The sequence below is a fragment of the Mesorhizobium sophorae genome (genome assembly GCF_002270415.1).
In the GTDB taxonomy this organism is placed as follows: domain Bacteria; phylum Pseudomonadota; class Alphaproteobacteria; order Rhizobiales; family Rhizobiaceae; genus Mesorhizobium; species Mesorhizobium sophorae.
Genome location: NZ_NNRI01000022.1, coordinates 683,023 through 707,081, shown reverse-complemented (window position 1 = coordinate 707,081; position 24,059 = coordinate 683,023). Strand labels below are relative to the sequence as shown.

The 24,059-nt window shown below is 64.3% G+C and carries 17 protein-coding genes and 2 pseudogenes; 11 read left to right on the top strand and 8 right to left on the bottom strand.

Going from position 1 to position 24,059, the window contains the following annotated elements:
* Positions 1-37: 37 nt before the first annotated feature.
* The 6 genes and pseudogenes from CGZ66_RS34470 to CGZ66_RS34445 form a co-directional block, all read right to left on the bottom strand.
* A complete protein-coding gene (locus tag CGZ66_RS34470; RefSeq protein WP_245331351.1) occupies positions 38-1,768 on the bottom strand; it encodes an ABC transporter substrate-binding protein in 1,731 nt (576 codons plus the stop codon).
* 309 nt (positions 1,769-2,077) lie between these two features.
* Positions 2,078-2,965 carry an ABC transporter permease gene (locus CGZ66_RS34465; RefSeq protein WP_095091098.1) on the bottom strand — a complete coding sequence of 296 codons (888 nt, stop codon included), beginning with the start codon at positions 2,963-2,965 and terminating at the stop codon, positions 2,078-2,080.
* Positions 2,962-3,921: an ABC transporter permease gene (locus CGZ66_RS34460; protein WP_095091097.1), complete on the bottom strand. Its 960-nt coding sequence runs from the start codon at positions 3,919-3,921 to the stop codon at positions 2,962-2,964. The genes CGZ66_RS34465 and CGZ66_RS34460 overlap by 4 nt, the downstream gene beginning before the upstream one ends.
* 76 nt (positions 3,922-3,997) lie before the next feature.
* Positions 3,998-5,634 (bottom strand): annotated as a pseudogene (locus tag CGZ66_RS41920) (ABC transporter substrate-binding protein).
* Positions 5,635-5,731: 97 nt separating this feature from the next.
* Positions 5,732-6,451: pseudogene (locus tag CGZ66_RS34450) on the bottom strand (DUF427 domain-containing protein); the annotation flags it as partial.
* 15 nt (positions 6,452-6,466) lie between these two features.
* Positions 6,467-7,825 (bottom strand): LLM class flavin-dependent oxidoreductase, encoded by a 1,359-nt coding sequence (locus CGZ66_RS34445; protein ID WP_095091096.1) that lies wholly within the window; start codon positions 7,823-7,825, stop codon positions 6,467-6,469.
* 130 nt (positions 7,826-7,955) lie between these two features.
* Here CGZ66_RS34445 and CGZ66_RS34440 point away from each other — a divergent pair, with 130 nt between their 5' ends.
* The 11 genes from CGZ66_RS34440 to CGZ66_RS34390 all read left to right on the top strand — a co-directional run bounded on the left by CGZ66_RS34440 (position 7,956) and on the right by CGZ66_RS34390 (position 20,663).
* Positions 7,956-9,827 (top strand): dipeptide ABC transporter ATP-binding protein, encoded by a 1,872-nt coding sequence (locus tag CGZ66_RS34440; protein ID WP_245331349.1) that lies wholly within the window; start codon positions 7,956-7,958, stop codon positions 9,825-9,827.
* Positions 9,828-9,998: 171 nt separating this feature from the next.
* The gene (locus CGZ66_RS34435) at positions 9,999-11,861 is read left to right on the top strand and encodes an ABC transporter ATP-binding protein (protein WP_095091095.1); all 1,863 of its coding nucleotides are present in this window, start codon (positions 9,999-10,001) and stop codon (positions 11,859-11,861) included.
* Positions 11,861-13,753 (top strand): ABC transporter ATP-binding protein, encoded by a 1,893-nt coding sequence (locus tag CGZ66_RS34430; protein ID WP_095091094.1) that lies wholly within the window; start codon positions 11,861-11,863, stop codon positions 13,751-13,753. The genes CGZ66_RS34435 and CGZ66_RS34430 overlap by 1 nt, the downstream gene beginning before the upstream one ends.
* A gap of 109 nt (positions 13,754-13,862) precedes the next feature.
* Positions 13,863-14,126, top strand: a complete 264-nt coding sequence (locus CGZ66_RS34425; RefSeq protein ID WP_167392359.1) for a hypothetical protein — start codon at positions 13,863-13,865, stop codon at positions 14,124-14,126.
* 91 nt (positions 14,127-14,217) lie between these two features.
* Positions 14,218-14,910: a helix-turn-helix domain-containing protein gene (locus tag CGZ66_RS34420; RefSeq protein ID WP_095091736.1), complete on the top strand. Its 693-nt coding sequence runs from the start codon at positions 14,218-14,220 to the stop codon at positions 14,908-14,910.
* Between the two features lie 3 nt (positions 14,911-14,913).
* Positions 14,914-15,996, top strand: a complete 1,083-nt coding sequence (locus CGZ66_RS34415; RefSeq protein WP_095091093.1) for an extracellular solute-binding protein — start codon at positions 14,914-14,916, stop codon at positions 15,994-15,996.
* Between the two features lie 26 nt (positions 15,997-16,022).
* Positions 16,023-16,931, top strand: a complete 909-nt coding sequence (locus tag CGZ66_RS34410) for an ABC transporter permease (protein ID WP_095091735.1) — start codon at positions 16,023-16,025, stop codon at positions 16,929-16,931.
* Positions 16,928-17,716, top strand: coding sequence for an ABC transporter permease (locus tag CGZ66_RS34405; RefSeq protein ID WP_095091092.1), 789 nt, complete (start codon positions 16,928-16,930; stop codon positions 17,714-17,716). Before CGZ66_RS34410 ends, CGZ66_RS34405 begins: the two co-directional genes overlap by 4 nt.
* Before the next feature lies 1 nt (position 17,717).
* Positions 17,718-18,836 carry an ABC transporter ATP-binding protein gene (locus tag CGZ66_RS34400; protein ID WP_095091091.1) on the top strand — a complete coding sequence of 373 codons (1,119 nt, stop codon included), beginning with the start codon at positions 17,718-17,720 and terminating at the stop codon, positions 18,834-18,836.
* Positions 18,837-18,865: 29 nt separating this feature from the next.
* Positions 18,866-20,248: an NAD(P)/FAD-dependent oxidoreductase gene (locus tag CGZ66_RS34395; RefSeq protein WP_095091090.1), complete on the top strand. Its 1,383-nt coding sequence runs from the start codon at positions 18,866-18,868 to the stop codon at positions 20,246-20,248.
* A 55-nt stretch (positions 20,249-20,303) separates the two neighbouring features.
* Positions 20,304-20,663, top strand: a complete 360-nt coding sequence (locus CGZ66_RS34390; RefSeq protein WP_095091089.1) for a cupin domain-containing protein — start codon at positions 20,304-20,306, stop codon at positions 20,661-20,663.
* Positions 20,664-20,766: 103 nt separating this feature from the next.
* Here CGZ66_RS34390 and CGZ66_RS34385 read toward each other — a convergent pair whose 3' ends face one another.
* The gene (locus CGZ66_RS34385) at positions 20,767-21,024 is read right to left on the bottom strand and encodes a BrnA antitoxin family protein (protein ID WP_095091088.1); all 258 of its coding nucleotides are present in this window, start codon (positions 21,022-21,024) and stop codon (positions 20,767-20,769) included.
* A gap of 164 nt (positions 21,025-21,188) precedes the next feature.
* Complete coding sequence (locus CGZ66_RS34380) at positions 21,189-24,059, bottom strand: nitrate reductase (RefSeq protein WP_095091087.1); 2,871 nt, start codon at positions 24,057-24,059, stop codon at positions 21,189-21,191.

The window sequence follows — 24,059 nt, the reverse complement described above, 5'->3', positions numbered from 1 at the left end:
TTTCCCCCTCACGAAGGAGAAGGGCGTTGCGTCAGACTTATTGTACCGGCTTCAGGCGCAGCAAATGCATCAACCGCATGCGGTTGTTGTCGTGGTTCTCCGGGTTCATCACCGGTTCGTCCTTGGTCACCCAGCCGGTGAAGCGCTTGGTCGAATACTGATACCAGGTCGGCCCGTTGAACACCGGCACCACCGGGAAATTGTCGGCGATGATCACCTGCACCTGGTCGAACAGCTTCTTGCGGTCTTCGTCGGTGGTCGCCTTGCGGTAGGCGTCGAACACCTTGTCCAACTCCGGATCGGAGTAGCGCGACGGCGCACTGGTGATGCGCCCGGCAAAGGCCGTCGACAACGACTGGTAGTAGCCGCGGAACGGCGTCGGACCGTCGGCGCGGGAGTTCATGACCGCATCGAACGAGCCGTCGAGAATCTGCTTTTGCCACTGCTCGTATTCCGGTGTCGCCACCGAGGCGTTGATGCCCGCCTTGCGCAGGCCTTCGGTGGCGATCTGCACGGCGTCGATCCAGTCGGTCCAGCCATTGGGAACGATGATCGAGAAGGCGATCGGTTGGCCCTTCGGCGTGGTGCGCATGCCGTCGGCGCCCTTCTTGTAGCCGGCGTCGTCAAGCACCTTGTTGGCCTTGTCGACGTCGTAGGTCATCCACACGTCCTTGTCGCCTTCGGCCGCCTTGTTGCGCCAGGCGTCAAAGCGCGGCGGCAGGCCGCTGGCGTGCAGGTTGACCACCGGATAGCCAAAGCCGGCAATGTCCACCATCGCCGTGCGGTCCATGACCAGGCTGAAAGCGTGACGGAAATTGATGTCGTTGAAGGCTTCGGCCAGCGCCGGGTTGGCGGTCTTGAAGTTCACCTGGAAGGCGATGGTTTCCGCCGGCGGCTGCCAGTAGCCATTGTGGTCCTTGTCGAGCGCGACATAGGTCTTGTCGATCTCGGGCAGGAACGAGCCGATCCAGTCCATCGATCCTTCCGGCAGCAATGCCAGCATCTGGTCGTTGCCGGAGATCTGCGGCAGCTTCAGGCAGTCGACATGCAGCGAGGCGGCGTCCCAGTAATTCGGGTTGCGGCACTGCTCGTAGACCTGCGGCGTGAAGCGGCGGATCTCGGTCATCGGGCCGGAGCCGATCGGCTTCTCGTTCTTGAAGGCGAGCGGATCGGCGACATCCTTCCAGATGTGCTCGGGCACGACAGGGAAATCGGCCATCGATTCCGGGAAATGCGTGTCGACATCCTTCAGAGTGATCTTCACTTCGGTCGGCGAAGGCGCTTCGACCGAGGCGACGCTGCCGCCGACGCCGACAATGTCGACCGCCGGGTTCTTCAGCATCAGCTCGAGCGTGAATTTCATGTCGGCCGAGGTCAATGGCTGACCATCCGACCATTTGACGCCGTCGCGCAGCGTGTAGGTGATCGATTTCAGATCGTCGGACAATTTGTAGCCCGTCGCCAGCCGGAAGATCGGCTTGCCGCTGTCATAGTCGTTGAAGATGACGAGCGGCTCGTAGACGAAATCCATCGTGCTCTGGCGGCGCCCGCCAAGGTCGAAGGGGTTGAAGTTCTGCACCCAGCTCGTCTGCTCCTCGATGTGCATGGCGAGCACCGATTCGGCGGACGCCGGTCGCGCGCCGAAGGAGAAAGTCGTGGCGATGGTCGCGGCGACGAAGGCCGTGCCGATCAACAACCGCCGGCGTGAAACAGCCGTCGACGGGTCTTGCAGGGAACGCATATGCGGGTCTGGCAGCCTGTCAGTCATACTTCATCTCCCATTGTTGATCGGCATTTCCGCCTCTTCGGGCGAGTAACGTAAATCAATTTGATTTAATCCTAGGAGGTAAAGGGGGCCAGCGTCAACGGCTGTGTTCGGCCATCCCCATGAAGCACGCTCCCGCCCTGTCGAAACGTGCGGCAACGATGGAAGGGTTTCGTCGGCGGAAAGACCTGGATCGCGAGGCTGAGGGATCGCGTCGAGCCCCATGCCAGGTGCTCAACGCATAGGTGCCACAGGGCGATCATTGTGATGGGATGGCTTCCCTCTCCGCCGCCGGCGGAGAAGCATCAAAGCTCAGACATCGCTATTTTCGAAGGCACCGATGCCTTGTGCGATGAGGTTGGTCGCCATGACCAGCGAGACGATTGCCACGGAATTGAAGACGACGACCCACCATTTGCCGCCGGTCAGGAAGCCGTAGCCGTCGGCAACGGCCAGTCCCCAGTCGGCGGACGGCGGCTGGATGCCGAGGCCGAGAAAGCTCAGCGTGGCGATAGAGAAGAACGCGTATCCCAGCCGGGTGACGAGCTCGATGAGGATCGTTTCCCGAACATTAGGCAGTATCTCCAGGAACATGATGGCGACAGCACCCTCCCCGCCGAGCCGGGCGGCGCTGACATAATCGCGCTGCTTCTGCTCGCGCACGGCGGCCCGAACGGTCCGCGCCACCAGCGGCGCGTAGGCAATGGCGATCACCAGAACGACGGTCAGGTTTGATGGGCCGATCGCGACAAGCGTCATGGTCGCGAGAACGATGAACGGAAACGCCATCAGCGTGTCGAGCAGCCGCGCCCCGATGGCATCGACCAGTCCATCGAAATAGCCGAGCACCAGCCCGATGATGCTGCCGGCTGTGACACCGGCAAGCGTGGCGAGCGGCGCAACCAGCAGGATATCGCGCGATCCAACGACGATGCGGGACAGCACGTCGCGGCCGAGTTGGTCGGTGCCGAACCAATGCACGGCATCGGGCGGGGTCAGCATCGCCAGAAAATCCTCGGCATAGGGATCGTAGGGAACGAAGAGATTGCCGAACAGCGCGCACGCGATCCAGAACAGCAGCACCAGCGAACCGGCCACGACCGACGGAGGCAGTCCGGCAAAAGCGCTGCCGATCCTGCGCGTCGCCGCCAAGCCGACCGCCGCGCGCCGCGGTGCGGGAAACTCCGCCAGGTCCGTCATGACAAAGCCCTTCGGCGTTGTCGCGGATCGAGCAAGGCCAGCACGAGGTCGCCTGCCGCCGCCGACAGCACGAATATTGCCGCCATCACCAGCACGCCGGCTTCAAGCATCGGGAAATCGCGTGCCTTGGCCGCGTTCAGAACCAGATTGCCAAGGCCCTGGATACCGAACAGCGCTTCGATCACCACCAACCCGCCAAGCATGTAACCGGTCTGGGTCGCAAGCACCGCGATGGTCGGCGTCAGCGCATTGCGCAGCACATGTCGAAAAATGATCTCGTGCCGCTCGAGCCCTTTCAGGACGGCCGTGCGTGTATAGTCGGCGGCCATAGCCTCGATCACGCCGGCCCGCGTCATCCGGGCGATATAGCCGGCAAGGTTCAGCACCAGCGGCAGCGCCGGCAGGATCAAATAGTAGCCATTCGTCCAGAAGCCCGCACCGTCGGGTGCGACACCCGAGATCGGGAACCAGTTCAGCCACAGGCCGAAAACGATAAGCAGCATCAGGCCGGACACAAAGTCCGGGACAATACCGAAGGAAACGCCCGCCATCACGATCAGCCGGTCGATGAAGCGGCCCGCATTGAGACCGGCGATGACGCCGGCGCCGACCCCTAGCGGAACAAGGAAAACCAGGATGATGCCGGCAAGCGCCGCCGAGCGCTTGAGGCTTTCCAGCACGAACGGGGCCACCGGTCCGCCCATCGACAGCGAGGTGCCGAAATCGCCGGTGAGCGCGTTGCTGAACCAGCGCCAGTACTGGACGAGAACCGGCTGGTCGGCGCCGAGCCGCTTGTTCAGTTCCGCCACCGCCTGCGCATCGGCAAAGGGCCCGAGCATGACGCGACCGACATCGCCGGGCAGAACCTGCCCAGCAAAGAAGACCAGTATGCTGACCAGCCATAGCGTGAGCAAAAGTGTGCCCGCGCGCGCCGACACAGTGCGGCCACTCAGCATCGCGTCCTGCTGCCTCGCCTTGAACCAGTCCCATTTCGATGGAATTGGAATGGGACGCTATCTCCCCGCTCGAGCATCATGCCTGGACGAAGGTAACGCGGTCGAGCAGCAGGTGCGAAATCGCCGTGAAGCGCACGCCCTCGACCTTGGTGCTGGTGATCCGGCTGTACTGCGAGAAGTAGCTGATGATCGCCGGCGTTTCGTCAAGCAGGAGGGTCTGGATCTTGCCGGCGGCAAGGCGCTGGGCGTTGAGGTCGCGTGCCTTGGAGTAGTCGAGCAGCAGAGCATCGTAGGCCGGGTTCTTGAAATGCGCCGCGTTCCAGGCCCCCGAACTCTTCAGGGTGGCGTTGAGGAAGATGTCGGGCGTGCCGCGATGGCCGTAATCGGTGATGCCGAGAACCGAATCCAGCCAGGGCGAGCTGCCGAAGGTCGCAGAGCCGTAATAGGCATCCTGCGGCAGGACATTGAGCTTGACGTCGATGCCAGCCTTCTTGGCGAAATTCTGGATGATCACCGCATAGTCGGGAATGTCATAAGCGCGCTCGGTGGTCAGCGTCACCTCGAAGCCATTCGGCACACCCGCCTCGCCCAGCAGCCGCTTGGCCTCGGCGATGTCCTGCTTGCGCTGCGGCACCGACGCGTCGGCGGAGGGGAAGATCGGCGCGAACGGGGTGTCGTTGCCGACGATGGCGCGGCCTTTCAGCAGCCCCTTCACGATCGCCTCGCGGTCGAGCGTCAGCGCCAACGCGCGACGGATGCGCTTGTCGGTGAACGGCGCCTGGTCGGTCCGCAGGTGCACCTGGTCATGCGAGCTTGCCTGCACGCTCAGCAGCTTGAAGTTGGGATTGCCCTCGATCGCCAGTTCCAGCCGCGTCGTGCTCGGGATGACGTCGAGCTGGCCGGCCTGCAGCGCCAGAACCTGGGCCTGCTCACCGTCGAAGAACTTGATCTCGACGCGGTCGGGCAGCGCCTTGTCGCCCCAGTAATCCGGATTGCGCACGAAGCTCGCGCCCAGCTTGGGACGGAAGGATTCGAGCTTGAACGGGCCGGCGCCGTTGAAGGTCTTCTCGAATCGCCGGCATAGTCGGCCGGCAGGATGACGGCGTTGTAGACGTCGGAGGAGACATAGAAGGGGAAGTTGCTGTTGGGACCGTCGAGGTCGAAGGCGACGGTTTCGTCGTCCACCAGCTTGGCGCCGCCCTTGGACAGGATGCCCTTGTAGGCTGACAGCGCCGATGAGCCGCTGGCCGGATCGACAAGCCGCTCAAAACTCGCCACCACGTCCTTGGCGGTGACCGTGCGGCCGTCGTGGAATTTCACCCCCGGACGCAATTTGAAGGTCCAGCGGCTGGCGGTCTCGTCGGCCTCCCAGGACAAGGCGAGCTTCGGCTGCAGCCCGTCCTTGGGATCGTCAAGGATCAAATACTCGCCGACCTGGCTGATCACCCCGATGCTTGCCGGATCAGTGACCGATACGGGATCGATCGCCTTGGTCGGCTGGCCGAGGCCGACGCGGACGATACCGCCGGCAGCTGCTGATGCGCGCGCGCCTCCAAGTCCCTGCGAGGCGGCAAACCCGGTCAAGCCGAGCAGCGCTGCGTATTTCAGCAGATCGCGGCGCTTGAGAAAGCCACCCTGATATTCGTCGACTGCGACATTCCAGATGTCCCCCGACAGATTGCGAAGTGCGTCGATATCTCTGTGTTTGGTCATGTTCTAAACCCCTGTCTGAAATGAAGATTGAAAAGCTGCTCTGTGCGACGGGTTCGCCGTCGAGATGGATGCGATCCACGGCCTGCGGGTAGAAGGCGACGAGGCCCTTGATCTTGGGCATCTCGGCGATCGGGTCGCGGTAGCTCCAGGCGATGTCCGGGCGCACCGAACCGTCGCTCAAGAGCCCGGACCAATAGGAAGCGATGCCCTTGTAGGGACATCGCGTCGTTGTGGCGGACGCCGTCAGCCGCTCCAGATTGATGTCATCCGGATGCAGGTAGAAGCGCGTCGGCAGATGCGTCTCGAACAGCAGCACCGGGCGGCGGCTGTCGGCGATCGGCTCGCCGTCGAACCAGACCTGCACATGGCTCGAACTTTGCAGCACATCGATGCGCGCATAGGGATCGCGGGCATGGACGAAGACCTCTTCATCCTCCTCGAACCACTGGTCGACGAGCTTCCAGCTGAAGGCGATGCGACCGGCGAGCGGCGACAGGTCTTCACCCGGCGGCGACACGAACGACCAGGCCGCGTTGGCGCTGCGCCTGTCGCCGGTGTCGATATCCCAGTAGGCCGTCTCGCCACCGACCGCGTGCGGCTCGCGATGCAGCGAGGGCTTCAGCACCGACGCGTCGACCGACGCCACCGGGAAGAAGTAGATCGGCAGGAAGTGGTTGGAGCGCAGCACCAGCACGTTTCGGCTGTCGGCGATGGTGCGGCCGCCGAATTTGACGCGCACGCGCTTGGGGCTGTGCAGGACATTGACGAGATGCGGCGCGGTCGCTTCGCGCGGCTGCAGTCTTGGGGCGGCGGTCATCATCGATCTCCGGGGTCAGGACACGGCGCGCGCATTGTCGCGCTGCTCAGCGAAGCGGTTGGCTGGCCGCGCCAGGCCGAAACGGTCGCGCAGCGTTCCCGGCGCGTATTCGGTCGGGAACACGCCGCGGCGCTGCAGCTCCGGCACCACCTGCTCGGCGAAATTCACCCAGTCCTCCGGCAGCAGCGGGAACATCAGGTTGAAGCCGTCTGCGGCACCCGAGACGTACCAATCCTGCAGCTGGTCGGCGATCTGCGCCGGCGTGCCGGCCACGGTCGGCACCGAGCCGCTGTTGGCGAGCTTGCGGGCAATCTCGCGCAGGCTGAGATTCTGCTTCGACCACTGCCGGACCCGGTTGAGCGATGTGCGTCCACCACTGAAGGTGCTCTCGTCCGGCAGCGGCGGCAGCGGCCCGTCCGGCGGATAGGCGGAGAGATCGATACCGCTCCAGCTCGACAGAAGGTCGATGCCGACCTGGTCGGGAAGCAAGGTCTGCAGATACTCCTGCTTTTCCCGGCCTTCCGCCTCGGAGGCGGCAACGATCGGCAGGATGCCCGGCAGGATCTTGAAGCTCTCCGGCCGCCTGCCGTGACGGGCAAGACGCTCGTTGATGTCCCGGCGATACTTGATGCCGTCTTCCCTGGTGCTGAAGATGGCGAAATGCACATCGGCCTGGGCGGTGGCAAAGTTCTTGCCGTCCTCGGACGAGCCGGCCTGGACGATCAGCGGATGGCCCTGCGGTGGCCGCGAGACGTTGAGCGGTCCGCGCACCTTGAAGTGCTTTCCCTTGTGATCGATCGGGTGGACCTTGTCGGGATCGGCGAAATAGCCCGATGCCTTGTCGATCAGCAGCGCCTCGTCTTCCCAGCTGTCCCACAGCGCCTTGACGATATCGAGGAATTCGGCTGCACGCTCAGAGCGGAATGCATGTTCGATATTGCCGTCGCGGCCGAAATTACGCGCCTCCTCGTCCATGGCCGAGGTGACGACGTTCCAGGACGCCCTGCCCTTGCTGATATGGTCGAGCGAGGCGAACATGCGCGCCACATTGTAGGGCTCGCTGTAGGAGCTCGAAGCCGTGGTGATCAGGCCGATATGCCTGGTCACGCCGGCCAGCGCCGACAGCAGCGTCAGCGGCTCGAGGCGGGCATTGGCATGGTGGGCGACGCCGCTCTTGACCGAATCCCAGATCGACACGTGGTCGGCGACGAAGATGGTGTCGATCTTTGCCCGCTCGGCCGCCTGCACGAGATCGCGGTAGAAGTCGAAGTCCAGCACCTCCCGGCCCGGTGCGCGCGGATGGCGCCAGGACATCCGGTGATCGCCCTGCGGGTTGAAGAAAAATGCGCTGAGGATCATGTGATCTCGAGCCATGCCGGCCTCCTTCCAAATCTGCTCTCCGGAGACCGTCGCGCTGCTTTGGCAGACGGCAACAATCTCTCGTGAGCGATGAAAGGTAGATTGCGCTCCGGCTTAATTCGAGTAATTTTATAGAGATTATGTATTGCCAAAGCGGAAGCGATTGCCCTCGATCGCCGCGCTGGAAGAAAGTGGTTTCAAGCTCCCAATGTCCTCCTCGGTTCTCAACGTCGAACAGCTTTCCATCGCCTATGACGGACGCAACGGATCGCATCCCGCCGTCAGCGGCGTGTCGCTGCACATAGGCGAAGGCGAAGCGCTTGGCCTGGTCGGCGAGTCGGGATCGGGCAAAAGCTCGGTGGCGCTCGCCATCCTGCGCTATCTGCCGAAAAATGCCCGCATCGCGGCATCGGCGCTTGAATTCCAGGGCCGCGAAATCCGCGACCTCTCCGCCGAGCAGCTTCGCCAGTTGCGGGGCAACCACATCGCGGCCGTCTATCAGCACTCGGGCGCCGCCCTCAATCCAAGCATGACGATCGGCCGGCAGATCACCGAGACGATCATGCGGCATCGCCCGGTTCGCCACGACAAGGCGCGCGCGCGCGCCGCCGAACTGCTCGGGCGCGTCAGGGTAAGCCGTCCGAACCGGGTGCTGGATCTCTATCCGCACGAATTGTCCGGCGGCATGCAGCAGCGCGCCAACATCGCCATCGCGATCGCGCTCGACCCGTCGCTGCTGGTGCTGGACGAGCCGACGACGGCGCTCGACGCCAGCGTGCAGTCGGAGATCATCGCCATCCTGCACGACCTGCGCAAGGATCACAAAACCAGCGTGCTTCTGATCAGCCACGACATCAACATGATCCGCCGCGCCTGTGACCGCGTGGCGGTGATGCAGTCGGGAACGGTGGTCGAAAGCGGCGTCGCCACTGATGTCTTCGACAACCCTCGCCACGCCTACACAAAGGCGCTCATCGCCTCGATCCCGGCCCTCAACTACACCAAGCGGGACGGCAGACTGGCCGAGACCGACGGAGCCGGTCTGGCAGTGCACCCGACGCCCAACGATGAAGACGCCGGCGCGCGGAAAGAACGCCGGATCGCGATCGCCTGCAAAGGCATCAGCCATTCCTTCGGCAGCCAGCCAGTGCTCAGCGATATCGACCTCGACATAGGCCAGGGCGAAACGTTCGGGCTGATCGGCGAATCCGGCTCCGGCAAGTCGACCTTGGCAAGGATCGTCACCGGCCTGCAGACGCCTGACGCCGGATCGGTCGAGCTGTTCGGCAGGACGGTCGCGCCGCGCGTCGAGAAGAGAAACCTTGCCGAACAGCGCGACGTGCAGATGGTCTTCCAGTCGCCCGATCGCACGCTCAACCCACGCCAGCGGATCGGCAGGATCCTCGGCCGTCCGCTGCGCCGGCTCGCCGGCCTGCGCCGCGGCGAGGTGAGAGCACGCGTCAGCGATCTCTTGCAGTCAGTCCGCCTTCCCGGCACCACGGCCGAGCAGAAATCGCGATCGCTGTCCGGCGGCCAGCGGCAACGGGCCGCGATCGCGCGGGCCTTCGCCGGCGTGCCGAAGGTCGTCGTGCTCGACGAACCCACCTCGGCGCTCGACGTCTCGGTCCAAGCGACGGTTCTCAACCTGCTCAACGACCTGCAGCGCGACAAGGACACGACCTATCTGTTCATCAGCCACGACCTCAGGGTCGTACGCTACATGGCCGACAGGATCGGCGTGCTCTATCGCGGCCGTCTGGTCGAAACCGGTTCATCCGACCAGATCTTCCGGGGCCCCAATCACCCCTACACGCAACTGCTCCTGGCCGCGTCCTCCGATGAGGCCGCGCCGAAACTATCCGCTCCGGTGGAGATCGAGGCAGCCGGCACGCAGACCAAGGGATGTTCCTTCGCCGATCGCTGCCCCCTGGTCGTGCCCGACTGCAGAAAGGCCGAACCGCCCGCCAGGCAGGTCGCACCCGGCCACCTGATCGCCTGCTGGCGGCAGGGTACGTGAACGGATTGCCGGCGTTCCGAACACGCGCAACAGCATGTTGTGTCCAGGCACAGTGCGATGCCGTCATTGGCTCTTGAACGGCCAAGCCGGACCCGCGTAACATCACGCCATCTGAACTGAGTCTGCTCTATTCGTCCGGGCTAATGCCCGGATTGGGTTGGATATTTTCCTTTGAATACGCTAGCAATCGGCAGCGCGCCGGAGCGCGGCAAATCGTTTGCCCATGTGGCCGAAGCCTCCTGGGGCAAGGGCCTCAGCACCTTGCTCCGGATCGTGCGCATGACGCTGCGCCATCCCTGGCAAGTCGCGATCACCCTCGTCTCGACCTTCATCGCCGCGACGCTGCAGCTCTTCATTCCACGCTTGCTGGGACGCGCCATCGACCAGGCGCAGGGCGTCATGACAGCCGGGGCCGGAGCCGCGGCGGAGCATGCGCTGTGGAACACCGCCTTGACGCTGCTCGTCGTCAGCATCCTGCGCGGTCTCTTCACCATGGCGCAGAACTACTACGGCGAGGCCGTCGGCCATCGCACCGGCTATGAGCTGCGCCTGGCTTTCTACGAGAAGATCCAGCGCCTGAGCTTCTCCTACCACGACCGGGTCCACACCGGCGATCTGATCACGCTCGGCCTGCTCGATCTCGACGGCGTGCGCATGTTCTTTTCCACCGGCATCCTGCGCGTCGTCCTGCTCGGCGTGTTGATCGGCGTCGGCGCCTACCTGCTGATCAGCACCGATCTGGTGCTCGGGCTGTTGAGCCTGAGCTTCGTGCCGTTCGTCGCCTGGCGCTCCTCGGTCACCCAGCTGGCGCTGCGCAGCACCTGGCTAACCTTGCAGCAGCGCCTGTCGGTGCTGAGCCGGGTGATGGATGAGAATCTCGGCGGCATGCGTGTCGTGCGAGCCTTTGCGGCGCAGCGGCATGAGCTGGAGAAATTCGACCGCGCCAAGCAGGATGCGCTGGACCTCGCCAACAAGCGCGTCGACATCCGCGTCGGCAACACCAGCGCCATGAACTTCTCGTTCCTCGCCGCCATGGGCCTGGTGCTGTGGTTCGGCGGCCAGAAGGTCATTGCGGGTCAAATCAGCGTCGGCACGCTGGCCCAGTTCCTCACTTTCATGACCATCCTGCAGATGCCGGTGCGCCAGCTCGGCCTGATGGTCAATTCCTTCGCGCGCGCCTCGACCTGCGGCACCCGGCTGTTCGAACTGCTCGACGCCGAATTGGACATCAAGGACGCGCCGGGCGCCAGGGACCTCGTCGTCACCGAGGGCGTGCTGCGCTTCGACAATGTCGGCTTCCGCTACGCCGGCGCGGGCGACCGGCCGACGCTGTCTGGCATTTCCTTCGAGGCGAGGTCCGGCGAGACCATCGGCATCGTCGGCCCGCCCGGCAGCGGCAAGTCGACCATCGCTCATCTGATCCCGCGCTTCTACGACGTCACCTCGGGCAGCATTACCATCGATGGCCAGGACATCAGCAAGGTCACGCTGCAATCGCTGCGCAAGGCCGTCGGCGTCGTGCAGCAGGACGCGTTCCTGTTCACCACCTCGATCGAGAACAACATCGCCTATGGCAATCCCTGGGCACGCGAAACCCGCATCGGGCAGGCAGCCGAGTTCGCCCAGTTGCACAACTACATCATCGGGCTTCCCGCCGGCTACACCACGGTCGTCGGCGAACGCGGCGCGTCGCTGTCCGGCGGCCAGCGGCAGCGCCTGACCATCGCGCGCAGCCTGATGCTGCGGCCATCGGTGCTGGTCTTCGACGATTCCACCGCGGCCATCGACGCCGGCACCGAGCAGCGCATCCGGGCGGCGATGAAACGCTTCGCCAGGGATCGCGTGACGCTGATCATTTCGCATCGGCTGAGCTCGCTGATGCATGCCGACCAGATCCTGTTCGTCGAGAACGGCCGCATCGTCGAGCGCGGCACGCATGAGCAGTTGCTGGCGCTCGGCGGGCGCTATCGCGCGCTCTACGACCTGCAGCTGCGGCCGGACGACGATCGGCCCACGGCTCTGGGAGCCGCGTGATGTCCGCACAGAGCGACGACGAGAAGGAAGACACCAGCGGACGGCCGACAAAGGCTGTCGTCGGCTCGCACCGCGACGAGGAAGAGGTTTTCGGCAAGGCCTATGATCCGCGCATTGTGCGGCGTATATGGAGCTTCGTGAAGCCGTATCAGAGCCGGATTTTCATCTCGGTCGCCGCGGTGCTGGTGTTCACGCTGACGCAGCTCGCAATCCCGCTGGTCATCCGCTACGCCATCGACCACGGCATGGCGGCGGGCAGGCTCGACCAGTCGGTGATGATCGCTGCAATCGGCGCCTTCACGCTGATCATCCTCATCAACTATGCCGCCAGCCACGTACAGGAAAGCGTCGTCGGCAAGGTCGCCGAGAACGTGCTGTCGGACCTGCGCCGCGCCATGTTCAGCCACCTGCAGCGGGTCTCGCTGAGCTTCATGGACAAGACCGAGGTCGGCCGCCTGATGTCGCGCCTGCAGGGCGACGTCAATTCGATGCAGGAATTCCTCGAGACGTCGGTGATGTCGGTGGGCGACATCGTGCTTTTGTTCGGCATCGTCAGCGTCCTTTTGTGGCTGGATTTCCGGCTCGGCCTGCTGACGCTGTCGACCATGCCGGTGCTGTTCATCGTGCGCCTGTTCTGGCTGCCGCGCGCCAAGGTCGCCTTCATGGCCGCGCACGAGACCAACTCGATCGCCAACGGCGCGCTGGCCGAAGGCATCCACGGCGTGCGCACGGTGCAGAGCCTCGAACGCCAGCACGTCAATTTCGACCTCTACGACGAGAAGGTGCTGGCCAATCTCAATGCCCACCTGACGTCGGCGAAATATGCTCAGGTGATGGTGCCGATCGTCGACACGCTGACCGGCATCGCCATGGCGACCGTCATCGTCGTCGGCGGTTCGATGGTGCTGTCGCACAGCCTCGACGTCGGCGTCATGGTGGCGTTCCTGTTCTACATCCAGCGCTTCTTCGACCCGATCCGCTCGCTGACCATGCAGTACAGCGTCATGCAGCGCGCCATGGCTTCGGGCCAGCGCATCTCCGAAGTGCTCGACGTGCCGGTGGACGTCAGCGACAAGGATGGTGCCGTAGCGCTGTCGCGCGACATGGACGGCTCGGTCGAGTTCAGGAACGTCACCTTCGGCTACCGGCAAAACCTGCCGGTGCTGGAGAACATCTCCTTCCACGTCAATCCGGGCGAGACCGTCGCGCTGGTCGGCCCGACCGGGTCGGGCAAGTCGAGCTCGATGGCGCTGGTGCACCGCTTCTACGATGTCTGGTCCGGCCAGGTCCTGGTCGGCGGCCACGACGTGCGTGACCTGACCCAGGATTCGCTCGGCGATCAGGTGGCCATGGTGCTGCAGGAACCGTTCCTGTTTTCCGGCTCGGTGCTGGAGAACATCCGCTATCACAAGACCGGCGCCAGCCGCGACGAGGTGGTCCGCGCCGCACAGGCCGTCGGCGCGCACGACTTCATCGAGAACTTGCCTGATGGCTACGACACCGAGCTCGAGCAGCGCGGCGGCAATCTCTCGCTCGGCCAGCGCCAGCTGATCAGCTTCGCGCGGGCGCTGGTGGCCGACGCCAAGATCCTCGTCCTCGACGAGGCCACGGCCAGCATCGATTCCTACACCGAGATGCTGATCCAGAAAGCGCTGATAAAACTGCTGGAAGGCCGCACCGGGCTGGTCATCGCCCACCGGCTGGCCACCATCCGCGGCGCCGACCGCATCATCGTCCTGCAGAACGGCGAGATCGTCGAAAGCGGCAACCACGAACAGTTGATGGCACGAAAAGGCCTCTACGCCCGCCTCTACAACATGAACTACGCTTCCTTCGACGACATTTCGGAAGGCGAGCTGGAACTGGACGCGGCAGTCGGCAAGGCGACATAACCAGGTTTGTCGACGATGACAGCCGATTTTTTGGCTTCGGGCCTTAACTTTCGCGGCGTGGTTTTTACATCTTAGAGGGCTGGAGACGATCGAGCTTGAGGAGGCTCCCGTGCAGCAACCAGAAGACATCGCCGCCCGCCGTTTGGGCATTCTCATCGAGCAATATGTGGAAGCGCGCAAAAAGCGCTACGACTATGTGTCGACCGAGCAGGCCTATCTGGCCATCCGGCAGATCCTCAAACCCGCCATTTCCGATCGCGAACTGGACGACATGGTCGCCTCGCTTGCCGTCAAGAACGGGCTGGCCGTCGTTTTCGATCGCCAAACCAAAGCGCTTTCGACGACATTCCTCCACCGGCAAGGAGATAGATAGGCTGGCCCATCGGTGATTTTCAGGTGGCCAAGCGAATCCGCTTGCCACGAAGCCTCACTTAATAGCATGTTAAGTGAACCCTGAGGTCACCATGAAAACCGCTGCGGATCACGCACTCAACGACAACGCCGCAACCGGCGCGGAAGCCCGCCGCTCCACGGTGTTGGGCGATCGCATCAAGGCCTATCGCACCGCGCGACGCCTGACGCTGCGCCAGCTCGGCGACTTGATCGGCACCACCGCCAGTTTCCTGAGCCAACTCGAGCGCGGTCTTTCGGGAGCCAACACCAGCACGCTTATGCTGATCGCCAATGCGCTCGGTATCGGCCTCGCCGATCTTTTCGACGAATGCGAAGTCTCGCCGCACGCGGTGCTGACACGCGCCGACCGACCGGCGCTGCCGACCAGCGAAGGCTATCGCAAGACGCTGCTGTCGCGCCGGCCAATCCGAGAGATGGAGGTCTATTGTGGCGAATTCGCCGTTGGCGGCTCGACCGGCGACCTGCCCTACACACATGGCAACGCGCACGAAATGTTTCTCGTGCTGCGCGGCCGGCTGCAGCTGACGTTGGGCGACGAGAGCTTCATCCTCGAAGAGGGCGACAGCATCGAATATTCGACCTCGACGCCGCACAGGACCATCAATGTCGGCGACATGGTGGCCGAAGTGCTGTGGATCGTCGCGCCGTCGACAAGCGGCGCCGTCGATCTCGACCAATATGTGGCCCGGAAATCACTCGCACCCGGACTGCCAAAATCAAACAGCGAGTCATCGGAGGGTTAAAAAATGGGAAGCAGATCAATAGTGTCCGGGCTTGTCGGCGCCGCCGCACTGGCCTTGATTGCAGCCGCCGCGGCTCATGCGCAGAGCGCGCCGCCGGCCGGCACCGTGGTGGACGGTTCGCTGAAAGGAAAGACGCTGACCTTCGTCTCCTATGGCGGCATCTACCAGGACGGCCAGGTCGCCGCCCTCAAGGAATTCGTCGACAAGAGCGGCGTCAAGCTGCTGAACGATGGCCCGACCGAAATCGCCAAGCTTCAGGCACAGGTCGAGTCCGGCAATGTGACCTGGGATGTCGTCGATACCGACGACTTTCCGCCATTCGTGCATTGCGGCAAGCTGTTCCAGAAGCTCGACCTGACCAAGCTCGACGTTTCGCACATCCCGGCCGGACAGGTCGGCGAGTGCAGCGTGCCGGCGATGAACTACGGCACCGTGCTGATGTACAAGAACTCGACCTACAAGGACAATCCGCCGAAGGACTGGAAGGATTTCTTCGACACCGAGAAATTCCCCGGCACGCGCGCCATCGATGGCAGCGGAAGCCCGATTGGCGGTCTGATCGAACAGGGCATTCTGGCCGACGGTGGCTCGGTCGACAACATGACGCCGGCCGACATCGACAAGGGCATTGCCAAGATCAAGGCCATCGGTCCGGACACGATCTTCTGGAAGACCGGCGCCGAGTCCCAGCAGCTGGCAGAATCCGGCGAAGCCGACATGATCATCATGTGGACGGGTCGCGCCATGACGGCGGTCAAGAACGGTGCTGCCTATACGCCGGTGTGGAAGGACTGGCTGGTCGTCATGGATCAGCTGACCATCCCGGTCGGGGCCAAGGACACCGACGCCTCCTATGCGCTGATCAACGCCTATCTCGGCAAGAAGTCGCAGGAGGTCCTGACCGAGCAGACATCCTACTCGCCGATCAACACCGAGGCGCAGCCCAAGGTGGATGCTTCGGTCGCCGCTTTCCTGACCAACACGCCGGAACACGCCAAGCAGGGCTACCAGCAGAACATCAAGTTCTGGGTCGCCAATTTCGCCACCGCGTCCGACAAGTGGACGGCGCTGATGGCCGGCAACTGAGCCGGCCGAGCGCCAAGGCGAAAAGCGTGAGCCAGACATCACATACTCTGGCGGCCGGGGGTGACAATCCCCGGCCGACGGGTGGCGTGCAGGGGCCGCAACGGCGCCTGCGGCTTGCCGCCTACCCTTCGCTGCTGGCGATGCCTGCCTTGCTCCTGCTCATCGCGGCGATGGGCTATCCGCTGCTGACCGTTACGCTGCGCAGCTTCTCGGACCCCGCCTGGGGAATGCAGAACTACGTCTGGTTCTTTTCCACGCCGGTGAACGTCACGGTTCTGTGGCGCACCTTTTCCATCGCCGCCTGGGTCACCATCGTCTGCGTTATCGCCGCCTACCCCTACGCCTACCTGATGACGGCGGTCGGGCCGCGCATGCGGCTCGTCCTCATCCTGTGCGTGCTGGTGCCGTTCTGGGTCAGCGGCGTGGTGCGCACATTGGCCTGGGTCATCCTGCTGCAGGATTCCGGCATCATCAATTCCGTCGTCAGGCTGTTCGGCCTTGACACCGTGAAGCTGATCCGCACCCAGACCGGCGTGGTGATCGGTATGGCGCAGGTGCTGCTGCCGTTCATGATCCTGCCGCTCTATTCGGTCATGCGCGGCATCGATTTGCGCCTCGTGCAGGCGGCGCGCAGCCTCGGCGCGCGGCCTTCGCTGGCTTTCCTGCAGATCTATCTGCCGCTGTCGCTGCCCGGCGTATTCGCCGGCGCCATCATCGTCTTCATCCTGTCACTCGGCTTCTACATCACCCCGGCCTTGCTCGGCGGACCCCGCAGCACCATGCTGTCGACGCTGGTGCAGAGCCAGGTGCTCAGCCTGCTCAATTGGGGTCGCGGCGGCGCCATGGGTGTCGTGCTGCTGGTCGCGACCTTCGTGCTTCTGGCGCTCGCCGCGCCGCTGATGCGCCAGCGCCACAAACAGGCGTCCAGATCATGAGGCTGGCGCCGTTCCGCATTCTGCTCGGTCTGTTCTGCCTGCTTGTTGCCGTGTGGCTGGTAATGCCGACGCTGGTCATCATCCCGATGTCGTTCAACGAGAAGAAGTCGCTTGCCTTCCCGCCATCCGGCTTCTCATGGCAGTGGTACGAGAATTTCTTCACCAACCCCGACTGGCTGACCAGCTTCTTCAATTCGCTGAGGGTCGCGGGCCTCGTTGCCGTCGCCGCCACGCTGATCGGCACGCTGGCGGCACTCGGCCTCAGCCGCATGAAACATTCCGGCGCCGGCCTGCTGCGCGCCATCCTGATCACGCCGATGATCGTGCCCGGCGTGGTCCTGGCGATCGGCATCTATGCCGTCTATCTCGACTACCATCTCGTCGGCACCACCACCGGCTTCGTCATCGCGCACACGATGCTGGCGATTCCCTTCGTCATCATCGCCGTGTCGGCAAGCCTCGAAGTCTTCGACGTGCGGCTGGAGACGGCGGCGGCAAGCCTTGGCGCCGACCGCTTCACCGCATTCCGCACCGTGACCTTGCCTTTGATCGCGCCCGGCATCCTTTCGGGGCTGCTGTTTGCCTTTGTCACCTCCTTCGATGAAATCATCGTCGCGCTGTTCATCACCAGCCCCTATTTGAAGACCTTGCCCGTGCAGATCTTCACCAGCATCACCCGCGACGCCGACCCGACGGTGACGGCTGTCGGAACGATCATCTTCATTGCCACGACGCTGGTGATCAGTGCCGGGCTGATTATCAGCTCGAAATCGACGAGGAGTTGAGATGGCTGCGTCCAACAGCAAAGAACGTGGCGCGGCCATCGACATCAAGGCCGCAACCAAGCGTTACGGCAATTTCACCGCGCTCGACGACGTCAGCCTTCACATCGAGCCGGGTGAATTCATGACGCTCCTCGGCCCCAGCGGCTCGGGCAAGACCACCACGCTCAACGTCGTGGCCGGCTTTACCGACCTGACCTCAGGCGACCTCGCCGTCGGCGGCAAAAGCATCGTCGCGCTGCCGGCGCACAAGCGCAACATCGGCGTCGTCTTCCAGCACTACGCGCTGTTTCCGCACATGACCGTCGGTAAGAACGTCGCCTATCCGCTCACCCTGCGCGGCATGGACAAGCAGGCGCGCGATCGCCACGTGGCGCGCGCCCTGGACATGGTCAAGATGGCCGACTTCGCGCATCGCTATCCCGCCGAGCTTTCCGGCGGCCAGCAGCAGCGCGTGGCGCTGGCCCGCGCCATCGTCTTCGATCCGCCGCTGCTACTCATGGACGAGCCGCTCGGCGCGCTCGACAAGAAACTGCGCGAATGGCTGCAGCTGGAAATCAAGCGCATTCACCGTGAGCTCGGCACCACCTTCGTCTATGTGACGCACGACCAGGAAGAGGCGCTGGTTCTGTCCGACCGCATCGCCGTGTTCAACCAGGGACGCATCGAACAGGTTGGAACCGGGCGTCAGCTCTACGACGAACCGGCGACATTGTTCGTGGCGAAGTTCATCGGCGAATCGACCAGTTTGCGTGGCGATGCCCAGACGTCGGGCGGCGAGACCAGCCTGACGATCGCCGGCCAGAAGGTCGTTGCCGGCGGCAAGCTCGCCGGCGGCCAGAAGCCGGTGGTCCTGCTGCGGCCGGAAAAGCTTTCGCTTGCCAGAACCAACACGCCTGCAGCCGCCGGACAGAACAGCCTCACTGGCCAGGTCAGCGAAGCGATCTATCTGGGCTCGGGTTCGAAATACCAGGTGACATTGGGCGATGGTTCCGTGGCCATCGTGCGCGCGACGCTCGAGGCCACGCCTTTCTCGATTGGTGACGCGGTCGATCTGCGTTGGTCGGTCGTCGATGCAAAACTTCTTGCCGACGACGACCGCGCCGACATGACGATGACCTGATCGCTCTTTCCCCCGCAGGATTTTTAGACATGGACGCCAAAGTCAACGGCAACATCTCGTTCTGGTATGCCGACATCGGCCTGCCAGCCTATCGTGCGCCACTGCCGGGCGACCTCGAAGCCGATGTCTGCATCGTCGGCGCGGGCTATACCGGCTTGTGGACGGCCTACTATCTGAAGAAGGCCGATCCTTCGATCCGCATCGCCATGGTGGAACGGGAATTCGCCGGCTTCGGCGCGTCCGGCCGCAATGGCGGCTGGCTGTCCGGCGGCTTCAGCTGGGCGCGCGAGAAATACCTGCAGACATCTACCCGTGGCGCCGTCATCGACATGGAAACCGCCATGCATGGCACGGTCGACGAGGTGATCGCGGTGACCGAGGCCGAAGGCATCGATGCCGACATTCGCCGCGTCGACAATCTGACGGTTGCGACCAACCCGCCGCAGCTGGAGCGGATCAAGGCCGCCTATGCGGATGCAATCGGCTGGAGCGTGCCTCAGGACCGCGTCAGCCTGATCGGCCAGGCAGAGGCCAAGGCCCGCATCAACATCCGGAACGTGCTTGGCGGCTACATCCACCACGGCACCGCGCGCGTGCAGCCGGCCAAGCTGGTGCGTGGACTGTCCGAAGCCGTCGAGCGCCTCGGCGTGCCGATCTACGAACAGACGACCGTGACGGGTATTGAGAAGGGCAAGGTCACCACCGATCGCGGCACGGTGCGCGCGCCTATCATCATCCGCGCCACGGAGGGGTTCACGGCCGGAATATCAGGCAATGAGCGGCTCTGGCTTCCGCTCAACAGCGCGCAGATCGTCACCGAGCCGCTACCACAATCGCTGTGGGACGAAATCGGCTGGGACGGCCACGAACTCCTGGGCGACGCAGCACACGCCTATTGCTATGCCCAGCGCACCCGCGAAGGCCGCATCACCATGGGCGGGCGCGGCGTGCCCTACCGCTACGGATCGCAGACGGATGTGCGCGGCCAGACACAGCAGGCGACCATCGAAAGCCTGCACGCGATCCTCACCCGCCTGCTGCCGCAGACCAGCAAGCTTCGCATCGACCACGCCTGGTGCGGCGTGCTTGGCGTGCCGCGCGACTGGTGCACGACGGCCGGCCTCGACCTTGAGACCGGCATCGGCTGGGCCGGCGGTTATGTCGGCCTCGGCGTGTCGAGCTCCAACCTTTCGGGCCGGACGCTGCGCGACCTTATCCTGCGCCGCGACACCGAACTGACCCGCCTGCCCTGGGTCAACCGCCAGGTCAGCAAGTGGGAACCCGAGCCGATGCGCTGGGTCGGCGTCCACTCGATGTACCAGCTCTACCGCGTCGCCGACGAGCGCGAGGAAGCCGGCCTCCAGCACACCTCGAAACTGGCCGCCATCGCCGACCGCATCACCGGGCATTGAGCCCTGCGACCTCGCATATCGAGCTGAAAATTTCAGTGCCTGCCCGGAGACTGCCATGACCAACTTCCAGACCTTCGCCCATCTCGCCTCGATCGATCTCGGCGAGCCCGAGCCCAAGCCGACCTCGATCAGCGGCGATCAGCTCGAAGCGTCGAGGACATTGTGGACCTCGCCGGACGGGACGCTGGAAGTCGGCGTCTGGGCGTGTACGCCCGGCCGTTTCACCGCGTCGCGCGACACGAATTCCGAAACCTGTCACATCGTGTCGGGCCGGGTCTCGCTGCATGGTCCCGATGGCCATAGCAAGGAGGTTAGTGCCGGCGAAATGCTGGTGCTGCCGAAAGGCTGGAAAGGCGAGTGGACGATCCACGAACCGACGCGGAAACTCTATATCCTGCACTTCGAAGCGGCGTGAGCTAGAGCAATTCCAGGAAAAGTGTGAAACGGTTTTCCGTCCGGAATTGCGTCAAAACAAAGGGATAGAGCGGTTCGGCGTTTCCGTGAAACGGTGAACCGCTCTAGTCGTCGTCCGAACCGCTGGCGACCGGCTTGCCTTCGATTGCCTGCCGCAATGCGTCGTTGATCCGGTCCTGCCAGCCGGGGCCATCGGCCTGAAAATGGTCCAGCACGGTTCGATCGATCCTGATCGAAACAAGCTCCCTGACACCTGGAGCGGCCGCGGGCTCGCGAGGCGGAGCAACCGGCTTCTTGACTGGCTTGAAGGCGGCTTCGGCCGCCGTCATCGGATTTGTCGGTCGGCGCGGGGGATTTGCCATTGGGTGACCCTGACTGGAAGACGACTCATGCTCGCCGATGAGGCGGCACGCTTGGCACCACCATAGCCCAATTGACGCCATCGCGCAGGCCCATTTGGCCAGGAACAGCTCGAGCCCCGCAGTGTGCGGTCCCCGCACCGCCTTCGCGGCACGGCTGGCACGGGTCACTCGGCGGCTTGAAGGATTTGTGCGGCGACGATGATCCTGATCTCGGCACGGCAAGAGCCGCAATTCGTGCCGGCATGCAGGGCTGCCCCGATCGCCTCGACGCTGGCGCAGCCGCTTCGCACCGCCTGCGCGATCTGATTGGCGCCGACGCCGAAGCAGGAGCAGACGATGGCGCCGCGATCGACGTCGACCCCGCCCGGCCGCCCGGCCACGATCGCCAGCCTGGCGCGCCGATCGACATGATCGGCGTTCAATTGGTCCGCCGCCCAGCCGCGCGACACCGCGACCGGGCCGGGCGCCACGAACAAGGCGCCGGACAAGTGATCGCCGTCGAAAGCCGCGATGCGATGCTGGCCGGCATCGCGGTCATGATAGGCGAGGATTTCGGCGCCCGGGCGCGCACCGAACAAGGACCCGGCGAAGCCGGCCCAGTCGATCTCGTCATCGGCAAAGGCGAGTTCGACCCGCCAGCCGCCCTTGCATTTGGCCGCGGCCCAGTAGGTCGCGGTATCAGGTTCCGGCCTCTGCCGCATGACCGCGAAGCCGAAGGCCTTTGCGGCGAATTTCTCGATGCGGGCGGCGACATGCTTCAGCGCCGGCTGGCCGGACACCGGATCGGTCAGCGGCGCGGTCAGCGCGTCGAGCCGGCCCTTTGCCGAGAACTGATCCGTCCAGTGCATCGGCGCAAACAGGCTGCCCCGGCGCTGGCGTGCCGTCACCAGCGCGCGCACCAGCACGTCGCCGCGCGGGCTGGAAACGCGCACGATGTCGGCGTCGCCGATCCCGAAGCGCTGCGCATCCGCCGGATGGATTTCGACGAAGGGCTCGGCAATGTGCTGGGACAGCCGCGGGCTTTTCCCGGTCCGCGTCATGGTGTGCCAGTGATCGCGGATGCGGCCGGTGTTGAGGATCAGCGGATAGTCTGGGCTGGTGCGGGTCTCGACGGCAGGACGGACGGCGATGAAGCGCGCCTTGCGGTCGGGTGTGTAGAAATTGCCGTCGGCGAAGAAGCGGGTGCTGGAAGAGCCACTTGCGGCCTGAGCGCGCTCCTCTGGCTGATGTCCAGCTTGAACACCCCCCTCTGGCCTGCCGGCCATCTCCCCGGCAAGGGGGGAGATTGGCAGTTTCGGCGTCCCTGCTCTTTCTCCAGAGTTGGCGATTGACGAAAGCCGGTGCGACATCCGATCTCCGCCCTTGCGGGGGAGATGGCCGGCAGGCCAGAGGGGGGTGGCTGGGCTCGGCGCTGGCCACTGGAACGGGGCCAATTCCTCATACCCGTCCGCATCAGTCCCGGCATAAGCGCCAATATCGAAATCCCGCGCGCCGTCATTCTCGAACCCCGACAGCGCGGCATGTTCGGCAAACGCCTCCCACGGCGACGCATAGGAAAATGCCTCGGCAAAACCCATCCGCTTGCCGACTTCGGCGACGATCTGCCAGTCGGGCCGCGCCTCGCCGGGCAGGTCCAGGAACGCGCGCTGGCGCGAGATGCGGCGCTCGGAGTTGGTGACGGTGCCCTCCTTCTCGCCCCAGGCGGCGGCGGGCAGCCGGACATGGGCGTGGCGGATGGTATCGGTCCTGGCCAGCACGTCCGACACCACGACGAACGGGCAGGCCTTGATCGCCGCTTCGACGGCATCGGCATCCGGCATCGAATCGACCGGGTTGGTGGCCATGATCCACAGCGCCTTGATGCGTCCGTCGGCCACCGCCTGAAACATCTCGACCGCCTTCAAGCCCGGCCTTTCGGCAATGGCCGGAGCAGTCCAGAAGCGCTGCACGCGGTCACGATGGTCGGGATTCTCGATCTCCATATGGGCGGCGAGCATATTGGCCATGCCGCCGACTTCGCGGCCGCCCATGGCGTTGGGCTGGCCAGTCACCGAAAACGGCCCGGCACCGGGTCTGCCGATGCGGCCGGTGGCGAGATGGCAGTTGATGATGGCGTTGACCTTGTCCGTGCCCGAAGACGACTGGTTCACCCCCTGGCTGTAGACGGTCACGGTCTTGGAGGTCGCGGCGAACAGGCTGTAGAAACGGCCAAGGTCGTCCTCGCTCAGCCCCGTAGCGGCGGCGATGCCGGCAAGGTCGAGTTCCGATGCTGCGAAAAGCGCTTGCCCGAAGCCGGTTGTGTGCGCCGTGATGTAGGCGCGGTCCAGCGCGTTGTGCTGGCCGAGATAGGCGAGCAGCCCGGTGAACAAAGCAACGTCGCCATCGGGCGCGATCGCCAGATGCATGTCGGCGATGTCCGATGTCATGGTGCGGCGCGGATCGACCAGCACGATCTTCATCTCCGGCCGCTTCTCCCGGGCCGCGGCGATGCGCTGGTAGAGCACGGGATGGCACCAGGCGAGATTGGAGCCGACCAGCACGATGAGGTCGGCAAGCTCCAGATCCTCGTAATTTCCCGGTACGGTGTCGGAGCCGAAGGCGCGGCGGTGGCCGGCGACCGACGAGGCCATGCACAGGCGCGAGTTGGTGTCGATGTTGGCCGAGCCGACAAAACCCTTCATCAGCTTGTTGGCGACGTAATAATCCTCGGTCAGCAACTGGCCGGAGACGTAGAAGGCGACGGCATCGGGGCCGTGCTCGGCGATCGTTTGCGAGAAGGTCGAGGCGACGAGGTCGAGCGCCTCGTCCCAGCCGGCGCGACGGCCGTGGATTTCGGGATAAAGCAACCTGCCGTCGAGGTCGATGGTCTCGGCCAGTGCCGAGCCCTTGGAGCAGAGCCGGCCGAAATTCGCCGGATGGTCGGGGTCGCCGCGGACGGACACTTGCCCGTCCGCGGCGACCTTCGCCAGCACGCCGCAGCCCACCCCGCAATAGGGGCAGGTGGTCCTCACCTCGCGCGCAGCGTCAATCTCCAT

Coding starts and splice junctions, on each gene's coding strand:
- CGZ66_RS34415 (WP_095091093.1), top strand. CDS start 14,914: ATGGGAAGCAGATCAATAGTGTCCGGGCTTGTCGGCGCCGCCGCACTG.
- CGZ66_RS34470 (WP_245331351.1), bottom strand. CDS start 1,768: ATGACTGACAGGCTGCCAGACCCGCATATGCGTTCCCTGCAAGACCCG.
- CGZ66_RS34405 (WP_095091092.1), top strand. CDS start 16,928: ATGAGGCTGGCGCCGTTCCGCATTCTGCTCGGTCTGTTCTGCCTGCTT.
- CGZ66_RS34390 (WP_095091089.1), top strand. CDS start 20,304: ATGACCAACTTCCAGACCTTCGCCCATCTCGCCTCGATCGATCTCGGC.
- CGZ66_RS34465 (WP_095091098.1), bottom strand. CDS start 2,965: ATGACGGACCTGGCGGAGTTTCCCGCACCGCGGCGCGCGGCGGTCGGC.
- CGZ66_RS34395 (WP_095091090.1), top strand. CDS start 18,866: ATGGACGCCAAAGTCAACGGCAACATCTCGTTCTGGTATGCCGACATC.
- CGZ66_RS34385 (WP_095091088.1), bottom strand. CDS start 21,024: ATGGCAAATCCCCCGCGCCGACCGACAAATCCGATGACGGCGGCCGAA.
- CGZ66_RS34445 (WP_095091096.1), bottom strand. CDS start 7,825: ATGGCTCGAGATCACATGATCCTCAGCGCATTTTTCTTCAACCCGCAG.
- CGZ66_RS34420 (WP_095091736.1), top strand. CDS start 14,218: ATGAAAACCGCTGCGGATCACGCACTCAACGACAACGCCGCAACCGGC.
- CGZ66_RS34460 (WP_095091097.1), bottom strand. CDS start 3,921: ATGCTGAGTGGCCGCACTGTGTCGGCGCGCGCGGGCACACTTTTGCTC.
- CGZ66_RS34380 (WP_095091087.1), bottom strand. CDS start 24,059: ATGGAGATTGACGCTGCGCGCGAGGTGAGGACCACCTGCCCCTATTGC.
- CGZ66_RS34400 (WP_095091091.1), top strand. CDS start 17,718: ATGGCTGCGTCCAACAGCAAAGAACGTGGCGCGGCCATCGACATCAAG.
- CGZ66_RS34430 (WP_095091094.1), top strand. CDS start 11,861: ATGTCCGCACAGAGCGACGACGAGAAGGAAGACACCAGCGGACGGCCG.